This is a genomic window from Streptomyces sp. NPDC027189 (genome assembly GCF_055566975.1).
Window position 1 is genome coordinate 372,285 of the sequence record NZ_JBVHRI010000002.1, and the last position, 23,547, is coordinate 395,831.

25 protein-coding genes and 3 pseudogenes are annotated in these 23,547 nt (G+C 69.4%); 9 read left to right on the plus strand and 19 right to left on the minus strand.

Annotated elements, in window-relative coordinates:
- Window positions 1–37 precede the first annotated feature (37 nt).
- A complete protein-coding gene (locus ACZ4RZ_RS06250) occupies window positions 38–1,279 on the minus strand; it encodes an ROK family protein (protein ID WP_467742525.1) in 1,242 nt (413 codons plus the stop codon).
- On the minus strand, window positions 1,276–1,992 hold the full coding sequence (locus ACZ4RZ_RS06255) for an alpha-ketoglutarate-dependent dioxygenase AlkB family protein (RefSeq protein WP_467742527.1): 717 nt from the start codon (window positions 1,990–1,992) through the stop codon (window positions 1,276–1,278). Before ACZ4RZ_RS06255 ends, ACZ4RZ_RS06250 begins: the two co-directional genes overlap by 4 nt.
- A 137-nt stretch (window positions 1,993–2,129) precedes the next feature.
- Between ACZ4RZ_RS06255 and ACZ4RZ_RS06260 the strand changes: the two genes are divergently transcribed.
- On the plus strand, window positions 2,130–3,260 hold the full coding sequence (locus tag ACZ4RZ_RS06260; protein ID WP_467742529.1) for a methyltransferase: 1,131 nt from the start codon (window positions 2,130–2,132) through the stop codon (window positions 3,258–3,260).
- Here the strand turns inward: ACZ4RZ_RS06260 and ACZ4RZ_RS06265 are convergent.
- Window positions 3,250–4,023 (minus strand): helix-turn-helix domain-containing protein, encoded by a 774-nt coding sequence (locus ACZ4RZ_RS06265; RefSeq protein ID WP_467742531.1) that lies wholly within the window; start codon window positions 4,021–4,023, stop codon window positions 3,250–3,252. The two genes, ACZ4RZ_RS06260 and ACZ4RZ_RS06265, sit on opposite strands and share 11 nt — an antisense overlap.
- A 71-nt stretch (window positions 4,024–4,094) precedes the next feature.
- On the opposite strand from ACZ4RZ_RS06265, the gene ACZ4RZ_RS06270 reads away from it, so the two are divergent.
- Entirely contained in the window at window positions 4,095–4,928 is an 834-nt protein-coding gene (locus tag ACZ4RZ_RS06270; protein ID WP_467742533.1) for a phytanoyl-CoA dioxygenase family protein, read from the plus strand.
- Window positions 4,925–5,284 carry a hypothetical protein gene (locus ACZ4RZ_RS06275; RefSeq protein WP_467742535.1) on the plus strand — a complete coding sequence of 120 codons (360 nt, stop codon included), beginning with the start codon at window positions 4,925–4,927 and terminating at the stop codon, window positions 5,282–5,284. Before ACZ4RZ_RS06270 ends, ACZ4RZ_RS06275 begins: the two co-directional genes overlap by 4 nt.
- A gap of 2 nt (window positions 5,285–5,286) precedes the next feature.
- Here the strand turns inward: ACZ4RZ_RS06275 and ACZ4RZ_RS06280 are convergent, their stop codons facing one another.
- Both ACZ4RZ_RS06280 and ACZ4RZ_RS06285 read right to left on the minus strand, forming a co-directional pair.
- Window positions 5,287–6,162, minus strand: a complete 876-nt coding sequence (locus ACZ4RZ_RS06280; RefSeq protein WP_467742536.1) for a class II fructose-bisphosphate aldolase — start codon at window positions 6,160–6,162, stop codon at window positions 5,287–5,289.
- A gap of 33 nt (window positions 6,163–6,195) precedes the next feature.
- Window positions 6,196–7,086, minus strand: coding sequence for an SIS domain-containing protein (locus ACZ4RZ_RS06285; RefSeq protein ID WP_467742538.1), 891 nt, complete (start codon window positions 7,084–7,086; stop codon window positions 6,196–6,198).
- A 122-nt stretch (window positions 7,087–7,208) separates the two neighbouring features.
- Between ACZ4RZ_RS06285 and ACZ4RZ_RS06290 the strand changes: the two genes are divergently transcribed.
- The 4 genes from ACZ4RZ_RS06290 (at window position 7,209) to ACZ4RZ_RS06305 (ending at window position 10,840) form a co-directional block, all read left to right on the plus strand.
- Window positions 7,209–7,988 carry a DeoR/GlpR family DNA-binding transcription regulator gene (locus tag ACZ4RZ_RS06290; RefSeq protein ID WP_467742540.1) on the plus strand — a complete coding sequence of 260 codons (780 nt, stop codon included), beginning with the start codon at window positions 7,209–7,211 and terminating at the stop codon, window positions 7,986–7,988.
- A 232-nt stretch (window positions 7,989–8,220) separates the two neighbouring features.
- Window positions 8,221–9,450, plus strand: a complete 1,230-nt coding sequence (locus ACZ4RZ_RS06295) for a PP2C family protein-serine/threonine phosphatase (protein WP_467742542.1) — start codon at window positions 8,221–8,223, stop codon at window positions 9,448–9,450.
- A gap of 242 nt (window positions 9,451–9,692) precedes the next feature.
- The gene (locus tag ACZ4RZ_RS06300; RefSeq protein ID WP_467742544.1) at window positions 9,693–10,574 is read left to right on the plus strand and encodes a hypothetical protein; all 882 of its coding nucleotides are present in this window, start codon (window positions 9,693–9,695) and stop codon (window positions 10,572–10,574) included.
- A 38-nt stretch (window positions 10,575–10,612) separates the two neighbouring features.
- A complete protein-coding gene (locus tag ACZ4RZ_RS06305) occupies window positions 10,613–10,840 on the plus strand; it encodes a hypothetical protein (protein ID WP_467742546.1) in 228 nt (75 codons plus the stop codon).
- A gap of 489 nt (window positions 10,841–11,329) precedes the next feature.
- Here ACZ4RZ_RS06305 and ACZ4RZ_RS06310 read toward each other — a convergent pair whose 3' ends face one another.
- The 7 genes and pseudogenes from ACZ4RZ_RS06310 to ACZ4RZ_RS06340 form a co-directional block, all read right to left on the minus strand.
- Entirely contained in the window at window positions 11,330–11,785 is a 456-nt protein-coding gene (locus ACZ4RZ_RS06310) for a DUF6069 family protein (RefSeq protein WP_467742548.1), read from the minus strand.
- A gap of 12 nt (window positions 11,786–11,797) precedes the next feature.
- On the minus strand, window positions 11,798–12,076 hold the full coding sequence (locus ACZ4RZ_RS06315) for a hypothetical protein (protein ID WP_467742550.1): 279 nt from the start codon (window positions 12,074–12,076) through the stop codon (window positions 11,798–11,800).
- Between the two features lie 5 nt (window positions 12,077–12,081).
- Window positions 12,082–13,095 carry an RNA polymerase subunit sigma-70 gene (locus ACZ4RZ_RS06320; RefSeq protein ID WP_467742552.1) on the minus strand — a complete coding sequence of 338 codons (1,014 nt, stop codon included), beginning with the start codon at window positions 13,093–13,095 and terminating at the stop codon, window positions 12,082–12,084.
- A gap of 193 nt (window positions 13,096–13,288) precedes the next feature.
- A pseudogene (locus tag ACZ4RZ_RS06325) lies at window positions 13,289–13,692 on the minus strand (transposase family protein); the annotation flags it as partial.
- Window positions 13,693–13,719: 27 nt separating this feature from the next.
- Window positions 13,720–15,015, minus strand: a pseudogene (locus tag ACZ4RZ_RS06330) (IS701 family transposase).
- Between the two features lie 82 nt (window positions 15,016–15,097).
- Window positions 15,098–15,592 (minus strand): GNAT family N-acetyltransferase, encoded by a 495-nt coding sequence (locus tag ACZ4RZ_RS06335; protein ID WP_467742554.1) that lies wholly within the window; start codon window positions 15,590–15,592, stop codon window positions 15,098–15,100.
- 118 nt (window positions 15,593–15,710) lie between these two features.
- Window positions 15,711–16,790 carry a hypothetical protein gene (locus ACZ4RZ_RS06340; RefSeq protein ID WP_467742556.1) on the minus strand — a complete coding sequence of 360 codons (1,080 nt, stop codon included), beginning with the start codon at window positions 16,788–16,790 and terminating at the stop codon, window positions 15,711–15,713.
- 830 nt (window positions 16,791–17,620) lie between these two features.
- On the opposite strand from ACZ4RZ_RS06340, the gene ACZ4RZ_RS06345 reads away from it, so the two are divergent.
- Complete coding sequence (locus ACZ4RZ_RS06345) at window positions 17,621–17,791, plus strand: hypothetical protein (protein ID WP_467742558.1); 171 nt, start codon at window positions 17,621–17,623, stop codon at window positions 17,789–17,791.
- Window positions 17,792–17,917: 126 nt separating this feature from the next.
- On the opposite strand, the gene ACZ4RZ_RS06350 is transcribed toward ACZ4RZ_RS06345, so the two are convergent.
- The 5 genes from ACZ4RZ_RS06350 to ACZ4RZ_RS06370 form a co-directional block, all read right to left on the minus strand.
- Complete coding sequence (locus tag ACZ4RZ_RS06350) at window positions 17,918–18,661, minus strand: ETEC_3214 domain-containing protein (RefSeq protein WP_467742560.1); 744 nt, start codon at window positions 18,659–18,661, stop codon at window positions 17,918–17,920.
- 280 nt (window positions 18,662–18,941) lie between these two features.
- Window positions 18,942–19,325: a hypothetical protein gene (locus tag ACZ4RZ_RS06355; RefSeq protein WP_467743099.1), complete on the minus strand. Its 384-nt coding sequence runs from the start codon at window positions 19,323–19,325 to the stop codon at window positions 18,942–18,944.
- A 28-nt stretch (window positions 19,326–19,353) separates the two neighbouring features.
- A complete protein-coding gene (locus ACZ4RZ_RS06360) occupies window positions 19,354–19,512 on the minus strand; it encodes a hypothetical protein (RefSeq protein WP_467742562.1) in 159 nt (52 codons plus the stop codon).
- Between the two features lie 38 nt (window positions 19,513–19,550).
- Window positions 19,551–20,099: a DUF6188 family protein gene (locus ACZ4RZ_RS06365; protein WP_467742564.1), complete on the minus strand. Its 549-nt coding sequence runs from the start codon at window positions 20,097–20,099 to the stop codon at window positions 19,551–19,553.
- A gap of 298 nt (window positions 20,100–20,397) precedes the next feature.
- On the minus strand, window positions 20,398–21,471 hold the full coding sequence (locus ACZ4RZ_RS06370) for an alkene reductase (protein WP_467742566.1): 1,074 nt from the start codon (window positions 21,469–21,471) through the stop codon (window positions 20,398–20,400).
- A gap of 117 nt (window positions 21,472–21,588) precedes the next feature.
- Between ACZ4RZ_RS06370 and ACZ4RZ_RS06375 the strand changes: the two genes are divergently transcribed.
- Window positions 21,589–21,966, plus strand: coding sequence for a MerR family transcriptional regulator (locus ACZ4RZ_RS06375; protein ID WP_467742568.1), 378 nt, complete (start codon window positions 21,589–21,591; stop codon window positions 21,964–21,966).
- Window positions 21,967–22,331: 365 nt separating this feature from the next.
- On the opposite strand, the pseudogene ACZ4RZ_RS06380 reads toward ACZ4RZ_RS06375, so the two are convergent.
- A pseudogene (locus ACZ4RZ_RS06380) lies at window positions 22,332–22,534 on the minus strand (serine hydrolase); the annotation flags it as partial.
- A 173-nt stretch (window positions 22,535–22,707) separates the two neighbouring features.
- Complete coding sequence (locus tag ACZ4RZ_RS06385) at window positions 22,708–23,487, minus strand: alpha/beta fold hydrolase (RefSeq protein WP_467742570.1); 780 nt, start codon at window positions 23,485–23,487, stop codon at window positions 22,708–22,710.
- Window positions 23,488–23,547: the final 60 nt, after the last annotated feature.

The window sequence follows — 23,547 nt, forward strand, 5'->3', positions numbered from 1 at the left end:
GTCGCGGCGCTGTGGAGTCTGACAGGTCCGTGACTTCTCAGACCTCGGCCAGCGCCGCCGGCGGGTCGTCGAGCACCGGCTGCCACGCCAACTCGGCCGCCCCCACAAGGCTGTTGTGATCCAGCGTGCAGGCGAGGATCGGTACGCCGCCGCTCTGCCCCCACAGGCTGCGGTCGGCGACGACGGCGCGCAGCCGATCCGGGTCGGCGTCGAGCAGGGTGCGGTGCAGCCCGCCCAGGATGATCCGGTCCGGGTTGAGGATGTTGACGAGGCCGGCGAGTCCGAGGCCCAGACGGTCGATCAGCGCCTCGGTGGCCATGCGGACGCCCGGGTCGGCGTACTGACCGCGGATCAGGTCGTTGGCCTGCTGGAGCAGCGACACCTCGGGGCCGGGGTCGCGGCCCGCCGCGGTGAGGAAGGCCAGCGGATCGGCCTCGACGTCGAGACAGCCGCGGCTGCCGCAGTAGCAGGGACGACCTTCGGGGTTGACGGTGAGGTGGCCGACTTCGAGGGCGAGCCCCGAACTGCCGGTGTGCAGCCGCCCGTCGAGCACGAGCGCGCCACCGACGCCCCGGTGCCCCGTGGCCACGCACAGCAGGTCACGGGAGCCGCGGCCCGCGCCGTGGCGGTGCTCGGCGAGAGCGGCGAGGTTCACGTCGTTGGCCGCGAACGCGGGCCCCTGGATGCCGGCCGCGCGCACCCGCTCGGCGAAGATCTGGCGTACGGGGGCGCCCGCGGGCCAGGCCAGGTGCAGCGGGTTGAGCGCGAGCCCCTCGGGTTCGGCGACGGCGGACGGCACGGCAAGTCCGGCGCCCACGCAGCGCCGCCCGGTCTCGCGGAGCAGCTCGGCGCCGGCCTCGACGACCGAGCCGAGCACCTTCGCCGGATCGGCGTCGACGGTCTCGCAGCCGGGCGCGGTCGCGACGATCCGGCCGCCGAGGCCGACCAACGCGGCGCGGAAACCGTCGGCGTGCACCTGCGCGGCGAGCGCGACGGGCCCCTCCTCGGCGACCTCAAGGCGGTGCGAGGGCCGCCCCTGCGAACCCGCTGCCGCCCCGGGCCGCGCGTCGACGCGGATCAGCCCCAGCGCCTCCAGCTCCGCGGCCACGGCGCCCGCCGTCGCCCGGGTGACTCCCAGCTCGGCGGTGAGCACGGCACGCGTCGGCGCACGCCCGGTGTGCACGAGCTCCAGCGCGGGTCCGAGCGCCCCGCGCCCCCGGTCCAGCCGCGTCCGCGTGTTCCCTTCCCCCGTCGCCCGGGGGCCCGCCTTGCCGTTCATGAGGGCGAGTCTCCCATGATCCGCTCGTCCGGTGGGCCGGCGCCCGATTCGCCGCACAGGCTCTGGAAGCCGCTGACCCGCAGAGTGACATTGAGCCGGCCGGTGAGCCCCAACTCCGGCGGTGCCGTTCCCGCGTACACCCGCGGCACCCCGTGATAGGCGAGCCGCGACGCCCCGCCGAACACGAAGAGATCGCCGCTGCGCAGCTCGACATCCGTGTACGGCCGCGCGCGGGTCTGCGTGTTCCCGAACCGGAAGACGCAGGTGTCGCCGAGGCTCAGGGACACCACCGGCGCGTCCGACTTCTCGTCGCTGTCGCGGTGCATGCCCATGCGGGCGTCGGCGTCGTAGAAGTTGATCAGCGCGATGTCGTACGCCGCTGTCGCAGCTGGGGCTCCGAGGGCGTCCGTGACCGCGCGTCGGCCGAGATCGTCCAGCCACGGGAAGCGTTTCACGGGGGCGCCGTCGCCGTCGGCGACCGTGCGGGCGTACCGGTACGGGTACCAGTGCCAGCCCAGGCAGACCTGCCGGGCCGTCATCGTGCCGCCGCCGGGGGTGCGCACCGTGCGCAGGCCGGCCGGTGGACGGGCCCAGGCGCGGCAGGCCTCCAGGAGCTCCCGCTGGCGGTCGGCGTCCAGCCAGTCCGGGACATGCACCGCGTCGGGCGCGACCTCCGTCCGGCTCCGGGGGAACAGTTCCGCGTCCGTCGACATGGTTCCATCCTCGCGCACCCGCCCCGACCGAGGCTGAGCTGCGGCTCGGTCGGGCGGCACCGGAGAATGCGGGCGGCGTGGGGGCGTGCTCGAGCCTCCCCGGGGTCGCTTAGCCTTGAGCCACGATGAACGACCGTATGAGCACACCCTGGGGCGAGTACGCGCTCGCCCGCTTCCCCGAAGACCCGCGCGAGCAGCTGCGTGCCTGGGACGCCGCCGACACGTATCTGCTGCGGCACCTCGCGGAGAGCGGGACCCCCCTGACCGGATCGGTCGTGATCGTCGGCGACCGCTGGGGCGCGCTCGCCACGGCGCTGTCGGCACACCGGCCGACGCAGATCACCGACTCCTTCCTCGCGCACGAGGCCACTCGGGCGAACCTGGCGCGAGCCGGTGCCGAGGAGACGGCGGTACGCCTCCTCACCACGCAGGACACCCCTCCCGACCGTATCGACGTGCTGCTCGTCCGGGTGCCCAAGAGCCTCGCCCTGCTGGAGGACCAGCTGCACCGGGTGGCGCCCGGTGTGCACGAGGGGACGGTCGTCGTCGGCACCGGAATGGTCAAGGAGATCCACACCTCTACGCTCAAGCTCTTCGAGCGCATCCTCGGGCCGACCCGCACCTCACTGGCCGAGAAGAAGGCCCGGCTCATCTTCTGCACCCCCTACCCGGGCATCGCGCGGGACACCAACCCGTGGCCGTACAGCTACCAGCTCCCCGACGGCATCGGTCCGGTCTCCGGCCGCACCGTCGTCAATCACGCGGGCGTCTTCTGCGCCGACCGTCTCGACATCGGCACCCGTTTCTTCCTCCAGCACCTTCCGCGCAGCCGCGGCGCCGAGCGGGTCGTGGATCTGGGCTGCGGAAACGGGGTCGTCGGTACGGCGATCGCGCTGGCCAACCCCGAGGCCGAGGTGTTGTTCGTCGACGAGTCGTACCAGGCCGTGGCCTCGGCGGAGGCGACCTACCGGGCGAACGCCGAGGGGAGCGCGGAGTTCCGTGTCGATGACGGGCTGTCGGGCGTCCCCGCCGCAAGCGTCGACCTCGTCCTCAACAATCCGCCGTTCCACTCGCACCAGGCGACGACGGACACGACGGCCTGGCGGATGTTCTCGGGGGCACGGCGCGCGCTGCGGCCGGGTGGCGAGCTGTGGGTGATCGGCAATCGTCACCTCGGCTATCACCTGAAGCTGCGCCGCCTCTTCGGCAACAGTGAACTCGTCGCCGGCGACGCGAAGTTCGTGATTCTCAGGGCGGTCAAGAAGTAGCGCCGCGCAGTACGCGCGGTGCGGCTCCGAGTTCGCGGCGGCACGCCTTGTTGAAGGCCTGCAGGTCGGGGATGCCGACTGCGGCGGCCACCGCCGGGATGGAGAGCGTCGAGGCGCGCAGCAGGTGGTGGGCGCGCTCGAGTCTGCGGCGGCGGATGTAGGCCACGACCGTGGTGCCCGTCTCGGTGCGGAAGAGCCGGGTGAGGTGGTTGTGGGAGACCCCGGCGGCGCGGGCGATGTCGGGGATGGCGAGCGGGGCGGCGAGGTGGGCCTCGATGTGGGCGATCGCCGTGCCGACCGCTGGGTGGGGGCCCGGGCTCGTCACGGCGGGCGGGGTGAGATGGGCGAGGCGCCACAGCGCGGTCCAGATCTCCGCCCGAGTGCGCTCGGGCGCGCCGGGAGCCGCCGCGATCGCATGGAGCAACAGATCGGAGAGGGTGGGGAGTTCGGGTCCCGCGTCCTGCATGACGGGGACGGTGCGGGGCGGGCCGACCGGGGCGATGCGCAGATGGGCATAGAGGTGTTCGGAACGGCCCTGGTAGCGATAGCGGACCGTGGTGCCGGGCGGTACGAGGCTCACCCGGCCGGGGCGGATGAGGTGCGCCGTACCGTCGACGGTCAGCTCGGCGTCGTACTGGTAGAGGTGCAGCTGCCACAGCTCCGGCAGCCGGAAGACGTCCGTGGAGCTCGCGACGCCGTGCACGCCGACGCCGATGTTGACGACGGCGGGTGGCTCGCCCAGGTGCAGCTCGGTCTCCCGCATGGTGAAAAACTACCAGCAGTGGTGAGCGGGGCCAACGTGTCGACCTGCGGGTCCGCCCTACGTTGGGGCGCATGACCAACACGTTGGAGCACACGACCGGCAGCCCACTGCTGAGTTCGGCGCGGATGGCGCACTTCGTGGCCCACGGCTCGCTGCGGCTGGACGCCGTGGTGCCGCCGGAGATGAACGCCGAGGGGATGGAGGTGCTGAGCCGGGGCATGCCCGATGTGCCGTACGGGAGCCCTGTGCGGGACGCCTACCCGGAGGGTTCCTTCGCCCGTCGGCTCCTCGAACTCCCGATGGTGGCAGGGGCATTGAGTAGTCTCGTCGGACCCGACCCCACCGTCGACCATCACGCCGTGCACCTTCGCGAGCCCCGCGAGGGACGGGCGCAGCCGCTGCACGGCGACGCGATCATCGATGTGCGCACCGACGCCTTCGACGTCCAGTTGATGTACTACCCGCAGGACGTCACCCTTGACATGGGCGGCACCTTGAGCGTGCCGGGCAGTCATCTGCGGCGCACCAACGAGTCGGACACCGGGCGCTACCAGAACCTGCGCGGGCAGAGCCGGATGGTCTGCCCGGCCGGCACCGTGGTGTTTCTGCACCATGGGCTGTGGCACGGCGGCCGGCGCAACGACAGCGACACGGTCCGCTATATGTTCAAGATCCGCTTCAATCCGACGGTGCGGCAGCGGCGGCTGTGGGACACCTCGGACCTCGGGGACCCTCGGATCGCCGAGGAACTGTCCACCACCTTCCCCTGGTACGAGCCCGCCACCGGCCGGCTAGAGATCTACAACCGCGTCCTGATGTGGCGCGCGCTCACCGGGGACGACACCTTCGACCTGGACCACTGGGTGACCCGGGTCTCCAACCGCCCTCAGGGGGACTCGGTATGAGCATCCGTCAGCAAGTCCTGGTTCTCTACCTCGGCAACTCCGCCCTGGACTCGGACGTGGTGGGCTGGTCGGTCTACGACGGCACCGGCCGTACGTCCCCCACGACCGGGGACAGTGACAAACCCCCGTACAAGTCCGGCGTGCATGCCCTGGAGGACGGCTGGCGGCTGTTCCAGGCGGCGCAGCTCATCCCGCCGTATCCAGGGCGCGAGTACGACGTGTCGTTCCTCAAGCACGAGTTCTTCTTCGAGAGGCTGGTCGAGACCGAGACCGAGACCGAGACAGGGACCGAGACCGAGACAGGGGCCCGGGCCGGGGCCGGGGACGGGGCCGGGGACGGGGCCGGGGCCGCCTGAGGTCAGCCCCGCAGTACGCCGATGAGCCGTGCCACCGCCCGTGCCATCGCCTCCCGCCCCACGCTGAGGTACTTCCGGGAGTCCACCGCCTCGGGGTGGGCGGCGAGAAATTCCCGGATGGCGCCGGTCATCGCGATGTTCAGCGCGGTGCCGACGTTGACCTTTGCGATGCCGCCCGCGACGGCCGCCGCCAGCTCGTCGTCGGGCACTCCGGAGGAGCCGTGCAGGACGAGCGGCACGCCCAGCGTCGCCGTCAATCGCTTGAGGAGGTCGTGATCGAGGGTGGCGGTGCGCGTGGTCATCGCGTGCGAGCTGCCGATCGCGACGGCCAGGGCGTCCACACCGGAGTCGGCCACGAAGGCGCGGGCCTCGGCGGGGTCGGTGCGGGCGCCGGGGGCGTGCGCGTCGAGCGGTGGCTCGGCCGACCTCCCTTGCCCGCCCGGCCCTTCCTTGCCACCGACTTCTCCCAACTCGGCTTCGATCCACAGGCCTTGGGCGTGCGCCCAGTCGGCGGCGGCGCGGGTGGCGGCGAGATTCTCCTGGTACGGCAGCCGTGCCGCGTCGTACATGACGGAACTGAAGCCGGCGCCGGGCGCCTGCCTCAGCAGATCGTCGCTCTGGACGTGGTCGAGGTGCAACGCGACGGGCACCGAGGCGCGTTCGGCCGCAGCGGTCGCGGCGCGGGCCAGCGGAAGCAGCCGTCCATAGCGGAACTTCACCGCGTTCTCGCTGACCTGGAGAACGACGGGAGCGTCGACGGACTCGGCTCCGGCGATGACGGCCTCGACGTGTTCGAGGGTGATGATGTTGAACGCGGCGACGGCGGTCCGCGCCTCGGCGGCCGCGACGACAAGGTCACCGGTTGCTGCGAGGGGCACAACTCCTCCTTCTCGGCGGGTGGTCGAGCCGGTTCAGTGGGCCGTCGGGCTGAGGATCACCGAGCGGGTGAGGTGGCGCGGCTGGTCGGGGTCCAGCCCGCGTGCCGCGGCGACGGCGACCGCCAGCCGCTGGGCGCGGACGAGTTCGGCGAGCGGATCAAGAGCACCCGCCACCCACAACCCGCCGGTCTCCCGCACCTGTTCCGCCAGCCCTTCGGGCGCCTCGCCAAGCATCCAGGTGGCGGTGCCCCGGGTAGTGATGCTGATGGGGCCGTGCCGGTACTCCATCGCCGGGTAGGCCTCGGTCCAGGCGAGCGAGGCCTCACGCATCTTGAGCCCGGCCTCGTTGGCGAGCCCGACGGTCCAGCCGCGGCCGAGAAAGGTGAACTGTGTGCAGTCGACCAGCCCCTCGGGCAGCGGAGTCTCCAGCGCGGTGCGTGCGTCGGCCACGACGGCGTCGGTGTGCAGATCGAGATGGGCCCGGAGCAGCGTGAGCGCGGTGGTCGCGAACCGCGTCTGCACCACGGACCGCTCGTCGGCGAAGTCGAGCACGACGATGTCGTCCGCGGACCCCATTACGGGGGTCTCGGGGTCGGCGGTGATGGCGGTCGTACGCGTACGTCCCCGAAGGTGCCCGAGGAGTTCGAGTACCTCGGTGGTGGTGCCGGAGCGGGTCAGGGCGACGACGCGGTCGTACGAGCGGCCGTGCGGGAACTCCGACGCGGCGAAGGCGTCCGTCTCGCCCTGTCCGGCCTGCTCGCGCAGCGCGGCCACGGACTGCGCCATGAAGAACGAGGTGCCGCACCCCACGATCGCGACGCGCTCCCCCGCCGCGGGCAGCGCGGCTCCGTGCGCGGCGGCCTGCTCGGCGGCGCGGCTCCAGCACTCGGGCTGACTCTTCAGCTCGTTCTCGACATGGGTCATGCCGTACCCCTCCCACTGATGCTTGTTCCTGCAAGATATAGCGAACTTTCGAACACAATCAAGCATTCCGCTGGGAGCGCGGTGCGCTAAGGTCGCGGAAGATCGAGGAATGGAGTGTGCGGATGTCGCGCGACGCCCGCTGGAAGGTGCTGCTGGAACTGCTGGTGGAACGGGGCCGGTTGGATGTCGAGGAGGCCGCGGCCCAGCTCGAGGTGTCGGCCGCGACGATCCGGCGCGACTTCGACCAGCTCGCCGAGCAGCAGATGCTCGTGCGCACCCGGGGTGGCGCGGTCGTCCACGGCGTCTCGTACGAACTACCCCTGCGTTACAAGACCGCCCGCCACGCCTCCGAGAAACATCGCATCGCGAAGGCGGTGGCCGACCTGATCGCCCCGGGCGAGGCGGTGGGCCTGACCGGCGGCACCACGACCACCGAGGTGGCCCGCGCCCTGGCCGTACGCCCCGATCTGGCATCCGGCTCACCCGCGCTGACCGTCGTCACGAACGCGCTGAACATTGCCAACGAGCTCGCCGTGCGCCCCCAGTTCAAGATCGTGGTGACGGGTGGGGTCGCACGCCCGCAGTCGTACGAGCTCATCGGTCCGCTCGCGGACGGCGTGCTGGGCCAGATCACCATCGACGTCGCCGTGCTCGGCGTGGTCGCCTTCGACGCCACGCATGGCGCGGCCGCCCACGACGAGGCCGAGGCCGCGATCAACCGTCTCCTGTGCGAGCGCGCCGAGCGCGTGATCGTCGCCGCCGACTCCAGCAAGCTGGGACAGCGCGCCTTCGCCCGGATCTGCGCGGCGGAGTCGGTGGACACGCTGGTCACGGACGCGGCGGTGGGGCCGGAGACGGTGCGGCGGTTCGAGGAGGCGGGGGTGAGTGTTGTCGCCGTGTGACGGCTGACAACTCGGTTCACACCCGCGCCGCCGGGTACCGCGATCACGGTGTAGGGCGACAACTCGGTTCACCGCCGGGTTGCCTGCGGCCTGCGCCTCCTCAGGCGCCATCGGCCTACCCCCCTGACCGCGCCAAGCGGACGCCTGTGGGCCCGCGACGCCGCTCGGACACCATCTCCCGCCGCGGGAATCATGAGAAAATGTGCAAAATCGGCTACGAGGTGGCGGCACCATGACGGACGCGGGCATCGACTACGCGGCGGTGTTCCGGACCCTGCCCGGCATGGTGGCGCTGCTGACGCCCCAGCTCGTGTACGCGGACGCCAACGAGGAATTCCTGCGCATGTCCGGGCGTACACGGGAGCAGCTGATCGGCCGCTACCTGTTCGAGGTCTTCCCGGACAACCCGAACGACCCCACCGCGACGGGCATGCGCAACTTGGAGGCCTCGCTGCGCCGAGTGGCGGCCACCGGCGAACGCGACGCAATGGCCCTGCAGCGGTACGACGTCGAATCCGTCGAGCAGCCCGGGCAGTGGGAGCAACGCTTCTGGAGCCCCATCAACGCGCCCGTGCACGGCCCGGACGGGAAAGTGGTGCTGCTGGTGCACCGCGTCGAGGAGGTCACCGAACTGATCCGGGCCCGCGGCGGCCCCAGCGGAAGCCGGGCCCGTGTGCTGGAGGCAGACCTGTACACGCGCGCCCGCGAACTGCAGGAGGTCAACGAACGTCTGCGCCAGTCTCACGCCCGCGAGCGCGAGGTGGCGCTGGCCCTGCAGGAGGCGATGCTGCCGGCACCTCGTCAGCTGGGACACCGCCGGATTGCCGTACGCTACCGACCCGCGGTCGGCTCACTGAACGTGTGTGGGGACTGGTACGACCTGGTCGACCTGGTGGGCGGCAACCGCATCGGCGTGGCCGTGGGCGACGTGGTCGGACACGGTCTGGAGGCAGCCGGCGTCATGGGCCAGCTGCGCAGCGCGCTCACCGCCGCCTCCCGAGTCGCCGAAGGCCCCGCTCAGGCCCTGGACGTCCTGGGACGCTATGCCCATGTGGTCGACGGCGCCGAATCGGCCACCGCGGTCACCACCTTCATCGACTTCGACCACCGCACCATCACCTACAGCAGCGCCGGCCACCCCCCGCCCGCGCTGGTCCACGCCGACGGTCGCGTGGAGTACCTCGACCAGGCCACCGACCCGCCGCTCGACGCCCACCCCGACCCGATCCCGAGGCCACAGGCCGCCACCGCGTTCACCGACGGCGCCACCATCGTGCTGTACACCGACGGCCTGATCGAACGGCGCGGCGAGGACATCGACACCGGACTCGACCGCCTCGCCACTTCCCTGGTCCGCCACAAGGACGCCGACCCCGAGAGCCTCGCGGACGCCGTCCTCCACGAGCTGCTCCCGCCCGGGGGCGTCACCGACGACACCGCGCTGATCATCGTGCGGTTGTGACGCATACGCGGCGTGGACCTGGCCGACGTCGAACGGATGCATACCGAGCCGCTACTCCGCGTGGGCGATCGACCGAAACATTCAGTAAGCGGGTAGTGACGTCAAGCCATCTTGCCTGTTGAGTGGTGCCGACCTTCCCCTCGACTACGGCCATCAGCCGCCCCAGCCACTGCTTTGGCCCGGCGCCTTCCCGCCCGCCGCAACGGCATCGCGTGTCCGTCCCGACAGAACAGGAGCCCGGCATGCTCGTCACCCACATTGCCCTGGTGTCCGAGACCGACCAGATCACCCCGTCCCAGCTCACCCGGGTCGCCGCCGCACTGCAGAAACAGGCCACCCGAGACTTCGACCCGATCTGGAAGATCCCCGCCACCATTGACGCCTTCGACAGACTCAAGGACGTTCCGGTCGGCTACTGGCCCATGATCGTCCGCGATGACATTCAGCAGTCCGGAGCAGCCGGCGTCCACCTCGACAACAACGGCCAGCCGTTCTCACTGATCGAGTACAGCGACAGCTGGTCGCTGACCGCCAGCCACGAAATGCTGGAAATGCTTGGCGACCCCGGCGGCAGTCGTCTGGTCGCGGGGCAGTCCCCCAAAGCGGACCAGGGCGTGGTGGAGTTCCTGGTGGAAGTCGCGGACCCGTCGGAGGCGCCGGAAAACGGCTACACCATCAACGGCCTGCTGGTGTCGGACTTCTTCACCCCGCACTTCTACGACCCGGTCGCCGCCCCCGGTGTGCGCTACAGCTTCACCGGCAATCTGGACGGCCCCCGGAAGATCCTGCCCGGCGGCTACATCAGCTGGCACGACCCGGTCACCGACCACTGGTGGCAGCAGATCTGGTTCGACACCGACCAGCCCCGTTTCCGCAACCTGGGCCGTCTGACGGCCCGCGCGGGCAGCCTGCGCTCGGCCATCGACTCCCGCACAGGCACGATCAAGCGCGTCGCCACCAGCGGCCCGCAGTCCGATCGCTTCGCCGCCGCCCGCACCCTGAACGCCGCGGCGAAGGAGTCCACCACGTCCCGCGCCGACGCGTGGCGCATCCAGATCGACGAATTGCAGGCCGGCCCCGTCATCGAAGGCGCCTGGGAAGGCGGCGAGCACGACAATGAGTAGGACGAGCACACTCGGACCGCCCGGGAAGGAGGTGCGCTGTGGCAGACGAGAAGAAGGGCAGCGAGGACCGCGCCGACCACCTGCATGCGGTGATCGATCGCCTCACGGCCGGACCAGCGTCAGAATCGGCCGCCGTTGCCCCCAAGGGGCCCGGTGGCATGAGCCTGCGTGAGGCCATCCATCGCCGGATGCACGAACTCGATGCCTCCGAAGGCGACTCCCCGCCCACGGAGCAGACGGTGAAGCCGGACGCCCACACGTCCTGAGCCCATTGCCCCCATCGGCGCATCCCGTCTCGAGGCTGTGTCGGCGACACGCCGGCCATGGACGCGGCGGTGGGGCTGGAAACTGTCTGGTGCCCCGGCACCGATGGGTGGCCGGGCACGACACGAATGTCGTGCCCGGCCACCCGCGCCTTCGCCTGCGATCGCCTCTTCCGCTGTCGGCTGCGCTGGAGTTCTTCGGCGTGGTGCCGCCGCCTTGGAGAGAGCTACTGAGCTCTCCTCAAGCAGCCTGATCGCCCGACGCGTCGATCACCGCACGCCCGCCCAAGAGTGAGCCTTTTCCAACCTCCCACGTCACAAACAGCGTTCCCTGCCTCGCCGGCTACGGCGTGGCAGCCTCCCTCAGGCGTAGGTGTCAGGGCTCGGCTGCGAGCGCGTCCTGGCGCGGCTTGAGCCTGACGTCGGCCCGAGAGAGGGCGTTAGTGCGCTCGCGCACGCCCTTGCGCCGCGCATTGTCCCGTTGCGGGATCGTCAATCGGTCCGGGTGCGGAGGCTCAGCGCCAGGGTGGGGATCATCACCGTCGCAGGGACGAGGTGTAGCCCGAGGAGGGCGGTGGTGGTGGCGGTGTTTGCCCCGGAGAGGAGGGGCGGGACCAACGAGATCGCGGTCAGCGACACTGCCGTCCACACGAATCGCTCGGCGGGGCGAGCGCTCCAACGAAGAAGAGCGACGGCAATGACGATGCCCACGACCGAGAAGAAGCCGGTCACCACGGCGAACCCGGACAACGGGATCGTCTCGCCACCATCGGGGACCTCGAAGTCGACGCCAACGGCCTGGGCAAGCGCCGCGGCGAGGGTGGTGGCCACCATCGCTGCGAGCGTGGCAATGAAGCCGGTGCCGGCGAGCCCGCGGAGTCGGTGAGTGTGGCTGGTCTGGCCCGATGCCGGGCCTGCGACGACCCCGGTGTCATTCATGCTGTTCATGTCGTTCCTCCATCATTCGGTAACTTGCGTACGGGGTGTTGACTGACATGTGACGGTCCTGGTCCTGGGGGTGACGATGCGCACCCTCGCCGTGCGACGGCCGGGGTTCCGCAGGGCGCGGACGCCGGTGCCGCGGAGCCAGAACCCGGCGTCGCGTCCGAGGACCGGCCCGGGCTCGCCGTCGTGCAGCTCCAGCTGCACCCGCCCGTGGGTGACGACGCCGAACGCGTCGCACCACTGCGCCGCGACCACCGCGACACGCGCGCCACCGCGCAGCGCGAGCGTCCACACCGGGACTACTCCGTGCCGTCGGCCGGCAGGCGCTCCGGCAGCCCGAGCCGCGGGAACTGGTCGTCGTGGAAGATGACGATCTCGGTGATCGCCCCGCCGGTGATGCGCAGGACGTCAATCGTCAGCGGCAGGTACGCGTCCTCCTGCTCCCGCCAGAGGTAGAAGGCGAGGGCGGGCTGCCGGTTCACCGATGTGAGGACGCAGCGCAGGCGCCCCAGGTCCTCGAACCCGTCCTCGACCCAGTTGTTCACCACCGTGTCGCGGCCGACGTACAGGCCCGGGGTGGGCGGCATCGAGCAGCGGACGTCGTCCCGCAGCATGGCAGCGAGACCGTCGACGTCCTTGGCGACGCTCGCGTCGGTGAAGCGGCGCACCAGCTCGCGCGTCCCGGCGTCCTGTTCGCCGCCGGTCCAGTCCTGCCGCTCGGCGGGCAGGTGGTCCCGCATGCCCGCGCGGGCCCGCTGCAGCGCGCTGTTCACGGAGTTGACGGAGTCCCCGAGGAGCTCCGCGACGTCCTTCGCCGGCCAGCCGAGCACGTCCCGCAGGATCAGCACGGCCCGCGGGCGCGGTGCGAGGTGCTGGACTGCGACCAGGTACGCCAGCTCGATCGTCTCCCGCGCGACGGCGACGGTCTCCGGCTCGTCCGCGTCGCCCGCGGGCAGCTCGTCGAGCAGCCGGTCCGGGTAAGGCTGCAGCCACAGCACCTCGCCGCCGGTCGCAGGCTCCGGACGGCACTTGGCGAGCAGATCCAGGCAGGCGTTGGTGGCGATCCCGTACAGCCAGGCCCGGAACGTCGACCGCCCCTCGAAGGTCTCCCGCCGCCGCCAGGCACGGAGGAACGTTTCCTGCACGGTGTCCTCGGCGTCCTCGAACGACCCGAGCATCCGGTAACAGTGCACGTGCAGCTCCCGCCGGTGCCGCTCCGCCAGCCCCGAGAACGCCGGCTCGTCGACCTCGCCCAGCCCGCTCTCGCCCAGACCGCTCACGCCCAGCTCCTCAAGCCGCGTGTCCGCACTCATCACGTCATCCTTCCGCCTCGTCGTGTCCCGTCGTAGGTGTGACGGGTGCGGGCGCGAAAACTCATCACTAGGGTCGGTCGGCATGGCTGAGCGTTTCTCATCCTTGGTAGGTCGGGTTTTCGACGTGTGGAGAACGAGGATGGCCTGCACCATTGCGGTCGTCCGCGAGGGGTGCAGCGCAGCTTGGTCAAGATTTTCCGGCCGCATCCGCGATTAGCTGCACGTTTATCCCGTGCCGTCGGTGTTTTCCGGAGTAGTACGGCTTCTGATCGTGCACGCGGTCGATCGGGATCAGCGTGCTGTCGAGGATGACGTAGGCCAACAGCTGGATCCTGGTCATCGCCTGGTGCAGGTCGTTGGCGGTCGCGGCGAGCAAGGTGATCGCCCCGCGGATATAGCGCCAGGCGGTGGCAACCCCGACCTGGAATCCGGCTGCCAGAGGGTGTCGCCGTTGCGCAGGTGGGCCAGGGCGAGCAGGGCCTGCCGGCCGGGGTCGAGTCGGCGCCAGCGGGATCGTCGCTGGTGGCGGTGGGTGCGGATCAGGTCGGCGAGGTGGTTCAGCGATCGGGTGGACAGGGGGATCGGGGATTTATGAATTAGTACTCCAGCCGTAAATCGTGATCTTCATGTCTGATTCGCGGCTTGTCGTCGGTAATGGCTGGCTTGGGCTCGGGCCTGGTGGCGGCGTCGCCAGGCGGACCAGGCGAGCCGGTGGGCTACCTCGCGCACGGGCCGGACGACCAAGGTGATGAACAGTCGCTGGATCTCGTTGCAGGTGAGCGGGATAAGTCCGTCAGGTGCGGGGCGCCGGGCGTGTTCGTCGACGCGGACAACGGCGAGGAAGGCGTGAGCGAGCATGGCCAGGGTGACCCAGCGGGACCAGGAGGTGTAGCGGCGGACTTGGTGCTCGTCGAGTCCGGCCAGGCCCTTTCCGGACTGGAAGGTCTCCTCCACCCGCCACCTTGATCCAGCGACGCGGACCAGGGTGTTCAGGGGCGCCGGGTCGAGTGAGAAGCAGCGGTAGTAGGCGAGTTCACCGGTGGTGCGGTCGCGGCGGATCAGCAGCTGGCGGCTGCCGGGGCGGGGTTCGGCCAGATCGATGACCGCCCAGTCGTAGAAGCGGTGCCCCTTGGCACCGGCCCCGGCCGACAGCTTCTGCCAGGCCCGCTTGGGCACCTTCGCGGCCAGGGCATCCGCGCGGAACTTCCCCGCGCCGGTGGTGGCTTCATGTCAGCAGGCGACGGCGAGCACGTAGCCGACCTGGCGCTCTTCCAGCGCGGAGCACAACTTTGGGTTGCCGCCGTAGACCTCGTCTGCCGCGACCCAGCCGGCGCGGTGCCCGGCATCGAGAAATCGGCCGATCATGCGGGCGGCCAGCTCCGGCTTGGTCGCGAAGACGGTGTCCTCGTCCACGCCCGCGGCTCGGCAGCGATCTGGGTCGCGCGTCCAGGAGTGCGGTATGCACAGCTCCCGGTCCACCGCCGCGTGCCCGCGCAGTCCCGCGTAGACGAGGTAGACAGCGACTTGCGCGTTTCCGATCCTCCCGGCGGTGCCGGTGTACTGGCGCTGGACGCCGACGGTGTGCGTGCCCTTCTTCACGTCCCCGGTCTCGTCGACCACCAGCACTGCACCCTCGTCGTGTAGATGCCCCAGGACGAACTCGCGCACGTCATCGCGCACGGCGTCGGCATCCCATCGGGCCCGGCCGAGCAGGTTCTGCATGCCGTTCGGGGTGGCCTCTCCGGCCCACTCGGCGATGCTCCAACAGTTTTTGCGTGGCAGGTCCGACAGCAGCCCCAGCATCAGATCCCGTACCCGACGCCGGGGTTCAACCCGGACGAACCGGCCGGCTATCCGGCTCATCAGGCCCTCGAACGCTTCCTGCCAGCGAGCAGGGTCCCCGCTGTGACCTGCGGCCATCGCAAGATCGTTAGTCTTCACACACCGATGATCAGCGGTGGCCGCAGCCTTCCCGCAGCCGACCCACGAGCAAGATCAAGGTCTATGGCTGGAGGTCGCGCTGGTACCAAGTGCCTGACTTGCCGCCGAGATCGGCCGGGGTGGCAGGGCCAACCGAGACGAACCCGGCCTTGGCCAAGACTTTCTGGGACGCGGCGTTGTCGTGGGAGGTGGCCGCCCGCAGTGTGCGCAGACCGTGCATCGCTGTCGCCATCCGGCACAGCTCCCGGACGGTCGCGGTCGCCACGCCGCGGCCGGCGACCCGCTCCGCGACCCGGTAGCCGAGTCTGGCAGTGCCGTCCTCCAAGTCGTACAGGTTGAACCTGCCGAGTACCGAGCCGTCCTCGGCGACGAGCACGTAGAAGGCGCAGATGCCGGCCTCCTGCTCGGCCAGCGAGGCGTTGTACCGGTCGGTGAACTGGTCGAAGAAGTCGTCGCCGCGGTCGGAGATCGAGGCAGCGAAGTAGGTGCGGTTCGCCAGCTCGAAGGCCAGGACCGCCGGGGCGTGGCCGGCATGCAGCCGCTTCAGCTCGGGCATTGCCCGACTCTACCCAGATCGTGCGCTGAGGCCACCTGAGTTTCCGCCAGTGACAGACAGCCCCAAGACCAGGGCACATAACGATCTACGGCTGGAGTATTTGGCCTCCGGCCTTAATTCATAAACTGCGCACCTCCGGCACGAAAAGCGGTATGAATGTGGAGTGTTGAGGTTTGAATTGAGGGGATGTCAGGTATTTTTGTGGGTGCGGGATTTGGGCGGGTTTTGAGAGTTTCCAGGGAATCGGAGATTCCCTGGAAACGCAGATACGGGCTGGAGGCCGAACGTCCCCGGCATCAGCCGCACGGCGGTAGAGGAGATCGGCGTGACGCAGCCGCAGCCGAGACCGGGCGGCCTGGCCGAGCGAAGTGAGATCTTCAGGGCCGTGTAGATGGTCTGCGGCAGCAGTCCAGAAGCCCTCTGGGGGGACCTTTTGCCGTCGCGCTCTAGCCCTATCTTGAGCAAGGCAGTCGGCTAGCCGATACACGGGCAGGGCGAGTGCAGGGCCCCCAGGCAGAGGGAGTTCGCGGGTCAGGGGGCCGGGGATCCCATGGCTTGGCTGACCGGTATAGGTGAGGGCGCGGGCGAACCAGGTGGCGCGCCAGTGGTCGTCCTGGGTACGCCAGTGATCAGGGTTGAGGTAAGCGGCCGCAGCGGTATGCAAGAACTCCTCCGGGAGGAGCTCGCTGACGCCGAGGCGGCGGACGTCGGCGGCCGCGTCCAACACAGCAAGGGCCTCAACGGGGGCTCGGGCATAGAGTTTGAGCAGTTCCTGGGCGCCGGCCAGGTACTGGGTGATGCGTGTCCCGCCTTTGTCCAGGGCCTCGGCCAGGCGCGCATCGTGCTCGGCCAGGCGGCGCAGGTCGACCAGCGCCGCTTCGTCGAACTCTTCCGCGACCGGGATGACCGTGCCCGAGCGCAGCAGTGCTCGGGCGCGCTGGTGCGAATCGCCGCCCTCGGAAGGGGAGCTGAGGGTTGTCAGCGGGTCGCGCCACAGGGTTCCCACAATGAGAGCGGGCCCGCGGCCAGCGGCGTGGAGTAAATCAGTCAGGGCAGCGGCGGCCTGCTCACCCAGCTCAGAGGCTTGCGGGGTGTTCAGGTAGCGTTGCAGTTCGTTGAGCCACAGTACGCGGTGCGCGCCATGGACCGCTGCCGCTTCAGGCCGTCCAGGAGAGAGGCTCGATCGACAGGCCGCCACACCCGCCACCCCGCAGGCAACTGACGGATGGCCTCCCACAGCGCCCGGGTCTTGCCGGTCGAGGAATCCGCAACCAGCACCACCAGTCGGCTGCGTTGCTGTGCCTGATCCGGCTCCGCGGACAGCCTGTGGTCGTGTTCACGCTCCACGTATGCCGGAAGCGGGCCGGCTTGGCTGTCGTCCACCGGGTGACTGACGTCGATGGCGGGGTGTACCTCCAGGTGGCCGACCGGATCTGCATCAGCGACCGATGCTCCCAAACGACCAGCACCACGCTGCGGCGTCGGATCGTTGGCAGACTCCGCGCTGGGCTGAGCCTGCTCCCACAGGATCTTCCAGCGCAGCTGTGCAGCCGCACGCGCGTCCCTGCCTGGTCGAGTTGTCTCAGCCGGGGCACCTGCCCACTCCCGCAACACCCCAACCAGGGCCCATAACCGATCGAAGTCCCTCGGCGGAGTCTTTCCGTTGATCCAATCGCTCACCGTGGTCCTGGAAGTGAGGGCTCTGCGTGGCGGCAGGACGCGGGCACAGGCGATCAAGAGCGCCAACAAGAATGCTCCGCAGGTCACGCCACTGACTTGGCAAGTTCCCCAGCCAGCGCCGCTTGTCCCAGCGATTGGATGCCGTCCCGCATGGACCTCTCCCCCTTGGTCGAGCGTCCGGTGTCCGTCCGGCGCGTCCGGCCATCCATCCCCCAGCACTCCCTCGACCCGCGGGTTCACGGATTCCATCCGGCCAGTCCGGTACACGCAGAAAGCGACGCTCATTCTGATCTGTCCCGTCTCCGGCGCCGCACCGCCCGGGTGCAGCGCCGCGGAGGAGGACAACTCATGGACCCGCTCACCATTGCGATCGTGGCCAGCCTGGTCGCAGTGACAATTCTGACCGTCACTGCCCTGTTGGTCGCGCGTTTCGCCATAAACGGCACCGATTCCCAGCACCGCGCGGCCGTCCTGCACGCTGTGGCAGAAGTCATCCGCGCCATCCGCGGCAAGCGTTGACCCGGCGGCAACGACCGGAAAAGGCCGGACGAGAGCCGCCATCAGGGGTCCGGTGGGCACCTTGCGGAGCCTGCGTTACCCGCACGTTTGGGCGGCAGCTGCCTGCCAGGCCGGCAACTGGCTGGCCTACGGACGGACCACGATCCGGTCAACACCGACCTGCCGCGGATAGACCTTGGCGATCTCCGTGAACGGGCTGGTTTCTGCGTATGTGTTGACCGCTGCGCGCCCCAGGTACTCGCGCTCGGAGGTGCTGAACTCGCTCCAGGGTCGGTTGATCTCACCCCTGGGCTGATTCCTCCCGGACCAGTCCGCCCACGGACGAAGCCGTTGTTCCTCATCCCGGCCAGCCAGCGCAGCACAGGTGTCGTTGACCCCCCAAGCCACGGATCGGTAGCTGGAGGGGTTGCCCAGACTGAGGACAAGGAAGGCATAGCTGGACGAGGTCATTCCGTCATACGCCTTGACTTGCGCTTCCCGGTTCTCAGGAACATCGGTGAACCGGGTCTGCTGCAGAACAATGGGTCCGGTCACGCTCCTGTTCTGGAAGGCAGGTTGAAAGCGTTCGCTACACGAAGTGACGGCGAACGCCACGCTCACCTGATCCGCGTTGCTGACGACATCAACCCAGTAGTCGGCCTTCGGCCGGAAGGTGCTGTACGAGAATTCGGAGCCCCGCGCCGTTTCCCGGTAGAGCGGAGGGCCAAGCACTACTCGGAAATGCTCAAGTGTCTGACCTGCCCGCAGGTTGCCCAACTTCGCGTACTCGGCTGGTCTCCAGTCCTCCCGTGACTTGTTCCATTCAATGATCGTCACCACGGCAGTCGCCAACGTGCTGACTGCCGTAACGAGCGCGGCAACGAAGAGCACGACCTTCAGTAGCAGGCTCCGCCCAACCAGGCGATCGAATCGTGCGGCATGGCCGCCTACATCCCGGGATGGCATCGCCACCCAGCGTACGAAGATCGGACTCTGGCCTTGGAATCGGGTAGGGCGCGGCTCACGGATTCACCGGAAAGCAGGCAACGAAAGTTCCTCTTCCAGGTCCTGACCGAACGTGAGGAGAAGAACAGCGTCGCCGTCGCCTCCAACGAGCCCTTCTCCAAAGCGCACAAGTTCCTGCGAACCTGTGTCAGGTGGCGCCGAAATTTCACGGGTTCGAGGATGAGCTCTCGCTGCTGCTGGCGATTTGGTCCAGGGCGAGGATCACCTGCTGCTGAGACCAGCAGTCGGACTGGCGGGTCGCCACTTCGGCCCCACACTGCTCGCACACGAGGTTGGGACCGTCAAGCCCGTCGAGTCGACAGCATCCGGCGAGGCGCCCCGGGTCGGTATGCAGCGTCGTGCCGTGGACATCGTCGGGATGAAGTACGAACCCGCTTATCTCGGTGCTGACGGCGAACGTTCCGCGGGGCATTCGGGGTGGGAGGAAGCGGTCTCCGGGCTTGTCCTGGGTGACCAGTGGCGGCAGCGGTACTTCTCGGAGTTCGCCGGTCAGCGTCCGATGACATTGCGGGCAGGAGAAGAGGGTCACCACGGCATTGTGCTGGTCAGCGGACGTCTCACCCAGTCGGTTTTGTTGCTGCTGATGGCAGACGGCCGGCATCGACGCGGTCTGCGAGATAGATCATGGTGGCTTCGGGGTCCATGCCGAAGGCGACCGCGACGAGCTTGGGGTCCATGGTGTTGACCAGGTCGAGGAGCCGAGTGCATCGGATCACGCGGGGGGGGAGCCGCAGTCGTCGAGGACGTGGCTGACTTAGGCGGTGGATGCCGGTCCCTGGCCGGACCTGGTCTGGCGGGTGACCAGGACATGCGGATTGTCCGTCCGCTGTGTTTCTCGGCGGGCCAGACAGCGTTCTTCGTCCCTTCCGGCCGCCTCGGCGCCGGACCACACCGCAAGATCCCCACTCGGCAACGACACAAGCCGCCAGTCTCCCGGCCCTGTCACCTGCCAGGCTTCCAACGACGGGTCGGCCCGGCAATGGAGATGCAGCCCGTTGTCGAAGACCATCCGCAGCGAGCCTGCCTTGAAGGCCACTGCCGACACGACCTTGGCACCGAACAAGGCCAGCGCCGCGGCCACATCCTGCTGCCCCGGATCCAGCATCTCCTGCGGACCGTCCCCTGCAGCAGGCCCCTGCGACAGCCGGCACGGACCTTCCAGAACAACCCAGGTATCCGACCCCAGCAGAAGCGACAGCTGATAGTCGACGCTGATCCTGGTGACATCCAGGCCCCGAAGACCCAAGATCCAACGGTCTTCATGCTCGGCAAAGGCAGATCCATTCACCACCGCACGATGCACTGCAACACACCTGCCACGCCAGTCAGATCCGCCCGGGAAGCCTCACAACCACCGCCAAGTGGGGCCAAAACTCACCGGTGATCAACGCCTTCCCAACGCCCAAGTCGTCGACGACCATCGTGCGCGTTCGAAGGTCTGTGTCGCTGGTGCGGGTGGCGCCTCTGACGTCTCGGTACCGGTGCTGGCCGACGTGTTGCACGCTCGTGCGTACCGGGCTGGGGCAGCTGGCGGGGGTGCTCGTGAGCACGGCTGAGCACTCCCGCCAGCGCTGGTTTCGCTCGCTCGCCGCAGCTCGGAGTCAAGCCGCGTACTGGTGGGCCGAGTAGGTCAGGTAGCCCGCGTCACCGCCCTGGTAGTACGTGGCCTCGTCGACGGGGGCGATCGGAAGCCCGCCCCGCAGCCGCTCGACCAGGTCGGGGTTGGCGAGGAAGGCGCGGCCGAAGCTGATGAGATCGGCGCCCAGGCCGAGCCAGTGGTCGGCGTCGTCCCGGCTGGTCTGCTTCGGTCCCATCGGAAGCACGGGGTTCATGACGAGGGTGCCCGGCCACGCCCGGCGCAGGGCGACGAGCACCTCTTCGTCGGCGGTGGCTTCGAGGTGCACGTATGCCAGCCCGAGGGGGGCCAATTCGGTCAACAGCGCGGTGTAGAGCTCGCGGACGTCGGTGTCCTCGACTCCCCAGAAGGTTCCGCCCGGTGAGAGCCGGATGCCGGTCCTGGCTCCGCCGACGGCCTCGACGGTGGCGGCGGCCGCTTCGACGGCGAACCTGATCCGGTTGGCGATCGGGCCTCCGTAGCGGTCCGTGCGCACGTTGGCGTTGGACGAGAGGAACTGCGAGATCAGGTAGCCGTTGGCGCCGTGCAGTTCCACGCCGTCGAAGCCCGCGTCGATGGCGCGGCGGGCGGCCCGGGCGTAGGACTGCGCGTGCTCGGGCACTTCGGCGGTGTCCAGCGCGCGCGGCGTCGGAGCGGGCTGGAGCCCGGTCGGGGTGAACACGTCGCCGACGGCAGGGACGGCCGAGGGCGCGACCGGCTGCAGGCCGGTGGTGTCGGAATGTGACACCCGGCCGCCATGCATGAGCTGGGCGAAGATCCGTCCGCCGTTGGCGTGGACGGCGTCGGTCACGGGGCGCCATGCCTCGACCTGCTCGTCGGTGTGCAGTCCCGGTGTACCCGGGTTGGACTGCCCGATGGCGCTCGGCTGCACCCCCTCGCTCACGATCAACCCGGCCGTGGCGCGCTGGGCGTAGTAGGTCGCCATCGACGGCGTCGCCAGGCCGCCGACGGCGGCCCGGACCCGGGTCATCGGGGCCATGACCATCCGGTTGGGCAGCGTGAGGCCGCCGAGCCGGTAGCTGGTGAAAAGGGTCGTCATGTCAGGACTCCTTCGCGGTCCGCCGTGCCCGCGCCTCGGGCACGACGGCTACGCTAAAACCTCACACTGACGTCAGAGGCAAGTGTCTGTGACGCAGAACGCAGCCGGGAGGGCTTTGTGCGGATCGGAGAGCTGGCGTCACGGGCCGGGGTCAGTGTCCGGTCCGTGCGCTACTACGAGGAGCAGGGGCTGCTCACCAGCACCCGCAGTCCTAGCGGGCAGCGGCACTACACGGACAGCGAGGTCGAGCGGGTCGCGTTCATCCAGCGGTTGTACGCTGCGGGCCTGTCCAGCCGCACCATCGCCGAGCTACTGCCCTGCGTCGACGCGCCCAGCGAGGAGAACTCCGACTCTGCGCTGGAGCGGATGGCGCTGGAGCGCGAGCGGCTCTCCACGCACATAGCCGACCTCGTGCGGACCAGGGACACACTCGACGGGCTGATGGCCACGGCCCGGGCGCACCGCGAACAGCTGGGGACGGCTGCGGCCGGCTGACTGGCAGGATCACGCCGCCGCGAAGCAAGGCCCATCAAGTGACAGCAACCGAGAGAACCCTCCCCGGACGAGGCCTGTTTCGCGGCGGTCAGCTCCGTCCAGGGTCGGCCAGTGCTGCTCGTGGTACACGCGTCGTTCCTCAGCCAGCTGCGTGAGGAAGCTTACGAGCAGCTGCTACAGCTCCGTGCACTGCTGCACTTCCTTGGGCTCCTCACCGTGGTGTGGGACCCACCGGGCTGGTCGCTATGGCTGCGAGAGCGCGTCATCGCGCTGCGCGGAGGAGGATGTCCCGCATCGACCCCATGCCGTACTTGTCGTCCCGGCTGGAGAGTTCCGCGACCTCTCGCAGGATCGGCCGGACGTCGATCCCCGCCTCCCTGGTAGTAACCCCTGGGATGGCGCTCCCGGATCGCCACCTCGCCGGGGGCGGGAAAGTAGGTGTGGCGCAATCCGATGCGTTTGATGACGCGCCGGTCGATCTCTTCGGCGAGGGGCGGCCCGTGACCTTCTGAACGATCAGGCCGACCACCACGTAGTTCGTGTTGCTGTAGGCCCATTTCGTGCCGGGGCGAAGTCGGCTTCCAGGACTGGCTCGACCGCACGAGGGAACGGCAGGAACGCTGGACGGACCATGTGACTCGGCGGGCGGGAAACGCCGGCCGCCGACCTCGATCAGGGGGCGGATCGCAGCCCTCCCCGGCGGGGTCGACGGCTTCGGCAGCGGCCCGGCGGCCGGGCGCCTCAGACCCGGTCGGTCACGAACCAGTCGAGTGCCGAGGTCAGTTCCGCCGGCTTCTCCACCGGCAGTTCGTGGCCGGCGTCCACGATCCGCACCACGGCGTCCGGGTAGGCCTTCGCCATGCGCAGCATCTGCGAGACGGGCAGCTGGATGTCGTGGTAGCCGTGCACCAGCAGGGTGGGCGTACTGATCTCGCCGACCCGGTCGAGGACGTCGAAGGCCCGCATGGCGCCGTAGAGCGTCATGACCACCTCCCGCGGAGTGTCCGCGGAGGCACGCACGTACTCCCGGATCTCCTCGCGCGGGTAGCCGGGGGCGAAGGCCCGCTGGATGTTGGCGGCGACGAACAGCTTGAACGGCACCAGCGTGGAGACCCCCATCAGCAGGCCCCGCCCCCGGCTGTAGGTCATACGGCTGATCGAGTTCACCAGCGCCATGCGCTCCACCCGCTCGGGATGGGAGAGGGCGATGGTCTGCGAGATCATCCCGCCCATCGAGTGGCCGACCAGGACGAACCGCTCGACCTTCAGGTGGTCGAGGAGGGCGAGAACGTCCCTCGCCAGCTCCTCGATCGTGCGCACCCCCGCCCCACTGCTCTCGCCGTGTCCGCGCAGGTCGAGGCGTATCACCCGGCGCTTCGGGGAGAAGTGCGCCAGCTGGTGGTCCCAGCGGTGCCGGTTGGCCGTCCAGCCGTGGATGAACACCAAGGGCACACCGTCGCCGTCGCGGGGGCCCTCGTCGTCGTACGTCAGTGCTGCGCCGTCGACTTCGAGCTGCGGCATGGGGCGCCTCCTGCGGTGCGGTCCGGTTACTGACGGGTACGGTAGCCGCCCGCCCGGGCT

Bases quoted from the DNA above. Each gene is read 5' to 3' on its own strand.
- ACZ4RZ_RS06300 (WP_467742544.1), top strand. From the start codon at position 9,693: ATGCTCGTCACCCACATTGCCCTGGTGTCCGAGACCGACCAGATCACC.
- ACZ4RZ_RS06335 (WP_467742554.1), bottom strand. From the start codon at position 15,592: ATGCCCGAGCTGAAGCGGCTGCATGCCGGCCACGCCCCGGCGGTCCTG.
- ACZ4RZ_RS06255 (WP_467742527.1), bottom strand. From the start codon at position 1,992: ATGTCGACGGACGCGGAACTGTTCCCCCGGAGCCGGACGGAGGTCGCG.
- ACZ4RZ_RS06310 (WP_467742548.1), bottom strand. From the start codon at position 11,785: ATGAACAGCATGAATGACACCGGGGTCGTCGCAGGCCCGGCATCGGGC.
- ACZ4RZ_RS06260 (WP_467742529.1), top strand. From the start codon at position 2,130: ATGAGCACACCCTGGGGCGAGTACGCGCTCGCCCGCTTCCCCGAAGAC.
- ACZ4RZ_RS06385 (WP_467742570.1), bottom strand. From the start codon at position 23,487: ATGCCGCAGCTCGAAGTCGACGGCGCAGCACTGACGTACGACGACGAG.
- ACZ4RZ_RS06345 (WP_467742558.1), top strand. From the start codon at position 17,621: ATGGACCCGCTCACCATTGCGATCGTGGCCAGCCTGGTCGCAGTGACA.
- ACZ4RZ_RS06290 (WP_467742540.1), top strand. From the start codon at position 7,209: ATGTCGCGCGACGCCCGCTGGAAGGTGCTGCTGGAACTGCTGGTGGAA.
- ACZ4RZ_RS06270 (WP_467742533.1), top strand. From the start codon at position 4,095: ATGACCAACACGTTGGAGCACACGACCGGCAGCCCACTGCTGAGTTCG.
- ACZ4RZ_RS06295 (WP_467742542.1), top strand. From the start codon at position 8,221: ATGACGGACGCGGGCATCGACTACGCGGCGGTGTTCCGGACCCTGCCC.
- ACZ4RZ_RS06265 (WP_467742531.1), bottom strand. From the start codon at position 4,023: ATGCGGGAGACCGAGCTGCACCTGGGCGAGCCACCCGCCGTCGTCAAC.
- ACZ4RZ_RS06275 (WP_467742535.1), top strand. From the start codon at position 4,925: ATGAGCATCCGTCAGCAAGTCCTGGTTCTCTACCTCGGCAACTCCGCC.
- ACZ4RZ_RS06250 (WP_467742525.1), bottom strand. From the start codon at position 1,279: ATGAACGGCAAGGCGGGCCCCCGGGCGACGGGGGAAGGGAACACGCGG.
- ACZ4RZ_RS06320 (WP_467742552.1), bottom strand. From the start codon at position 13,095: ATGAGTGCGGACACGCGGCTTGAGGAGCTGGGCGTGAGCGGTCTGGGC.
- ACZ4RZ_RS06370 (WP_467742566.1), bottom strand. From the start codon at position 21,471: ATGACGACCCTTTTCACCAGCTACCGGCTCGGCGGCCTCACGCTGCCC.
- ACZ4RZ_RS06285 (WP_467742538.1), bottom strand. From the start codon at position 7,086: ATGACCCATGTCGAGAACGAGCTGAAGAGTCAGCCCGAGTGCTGGAGC.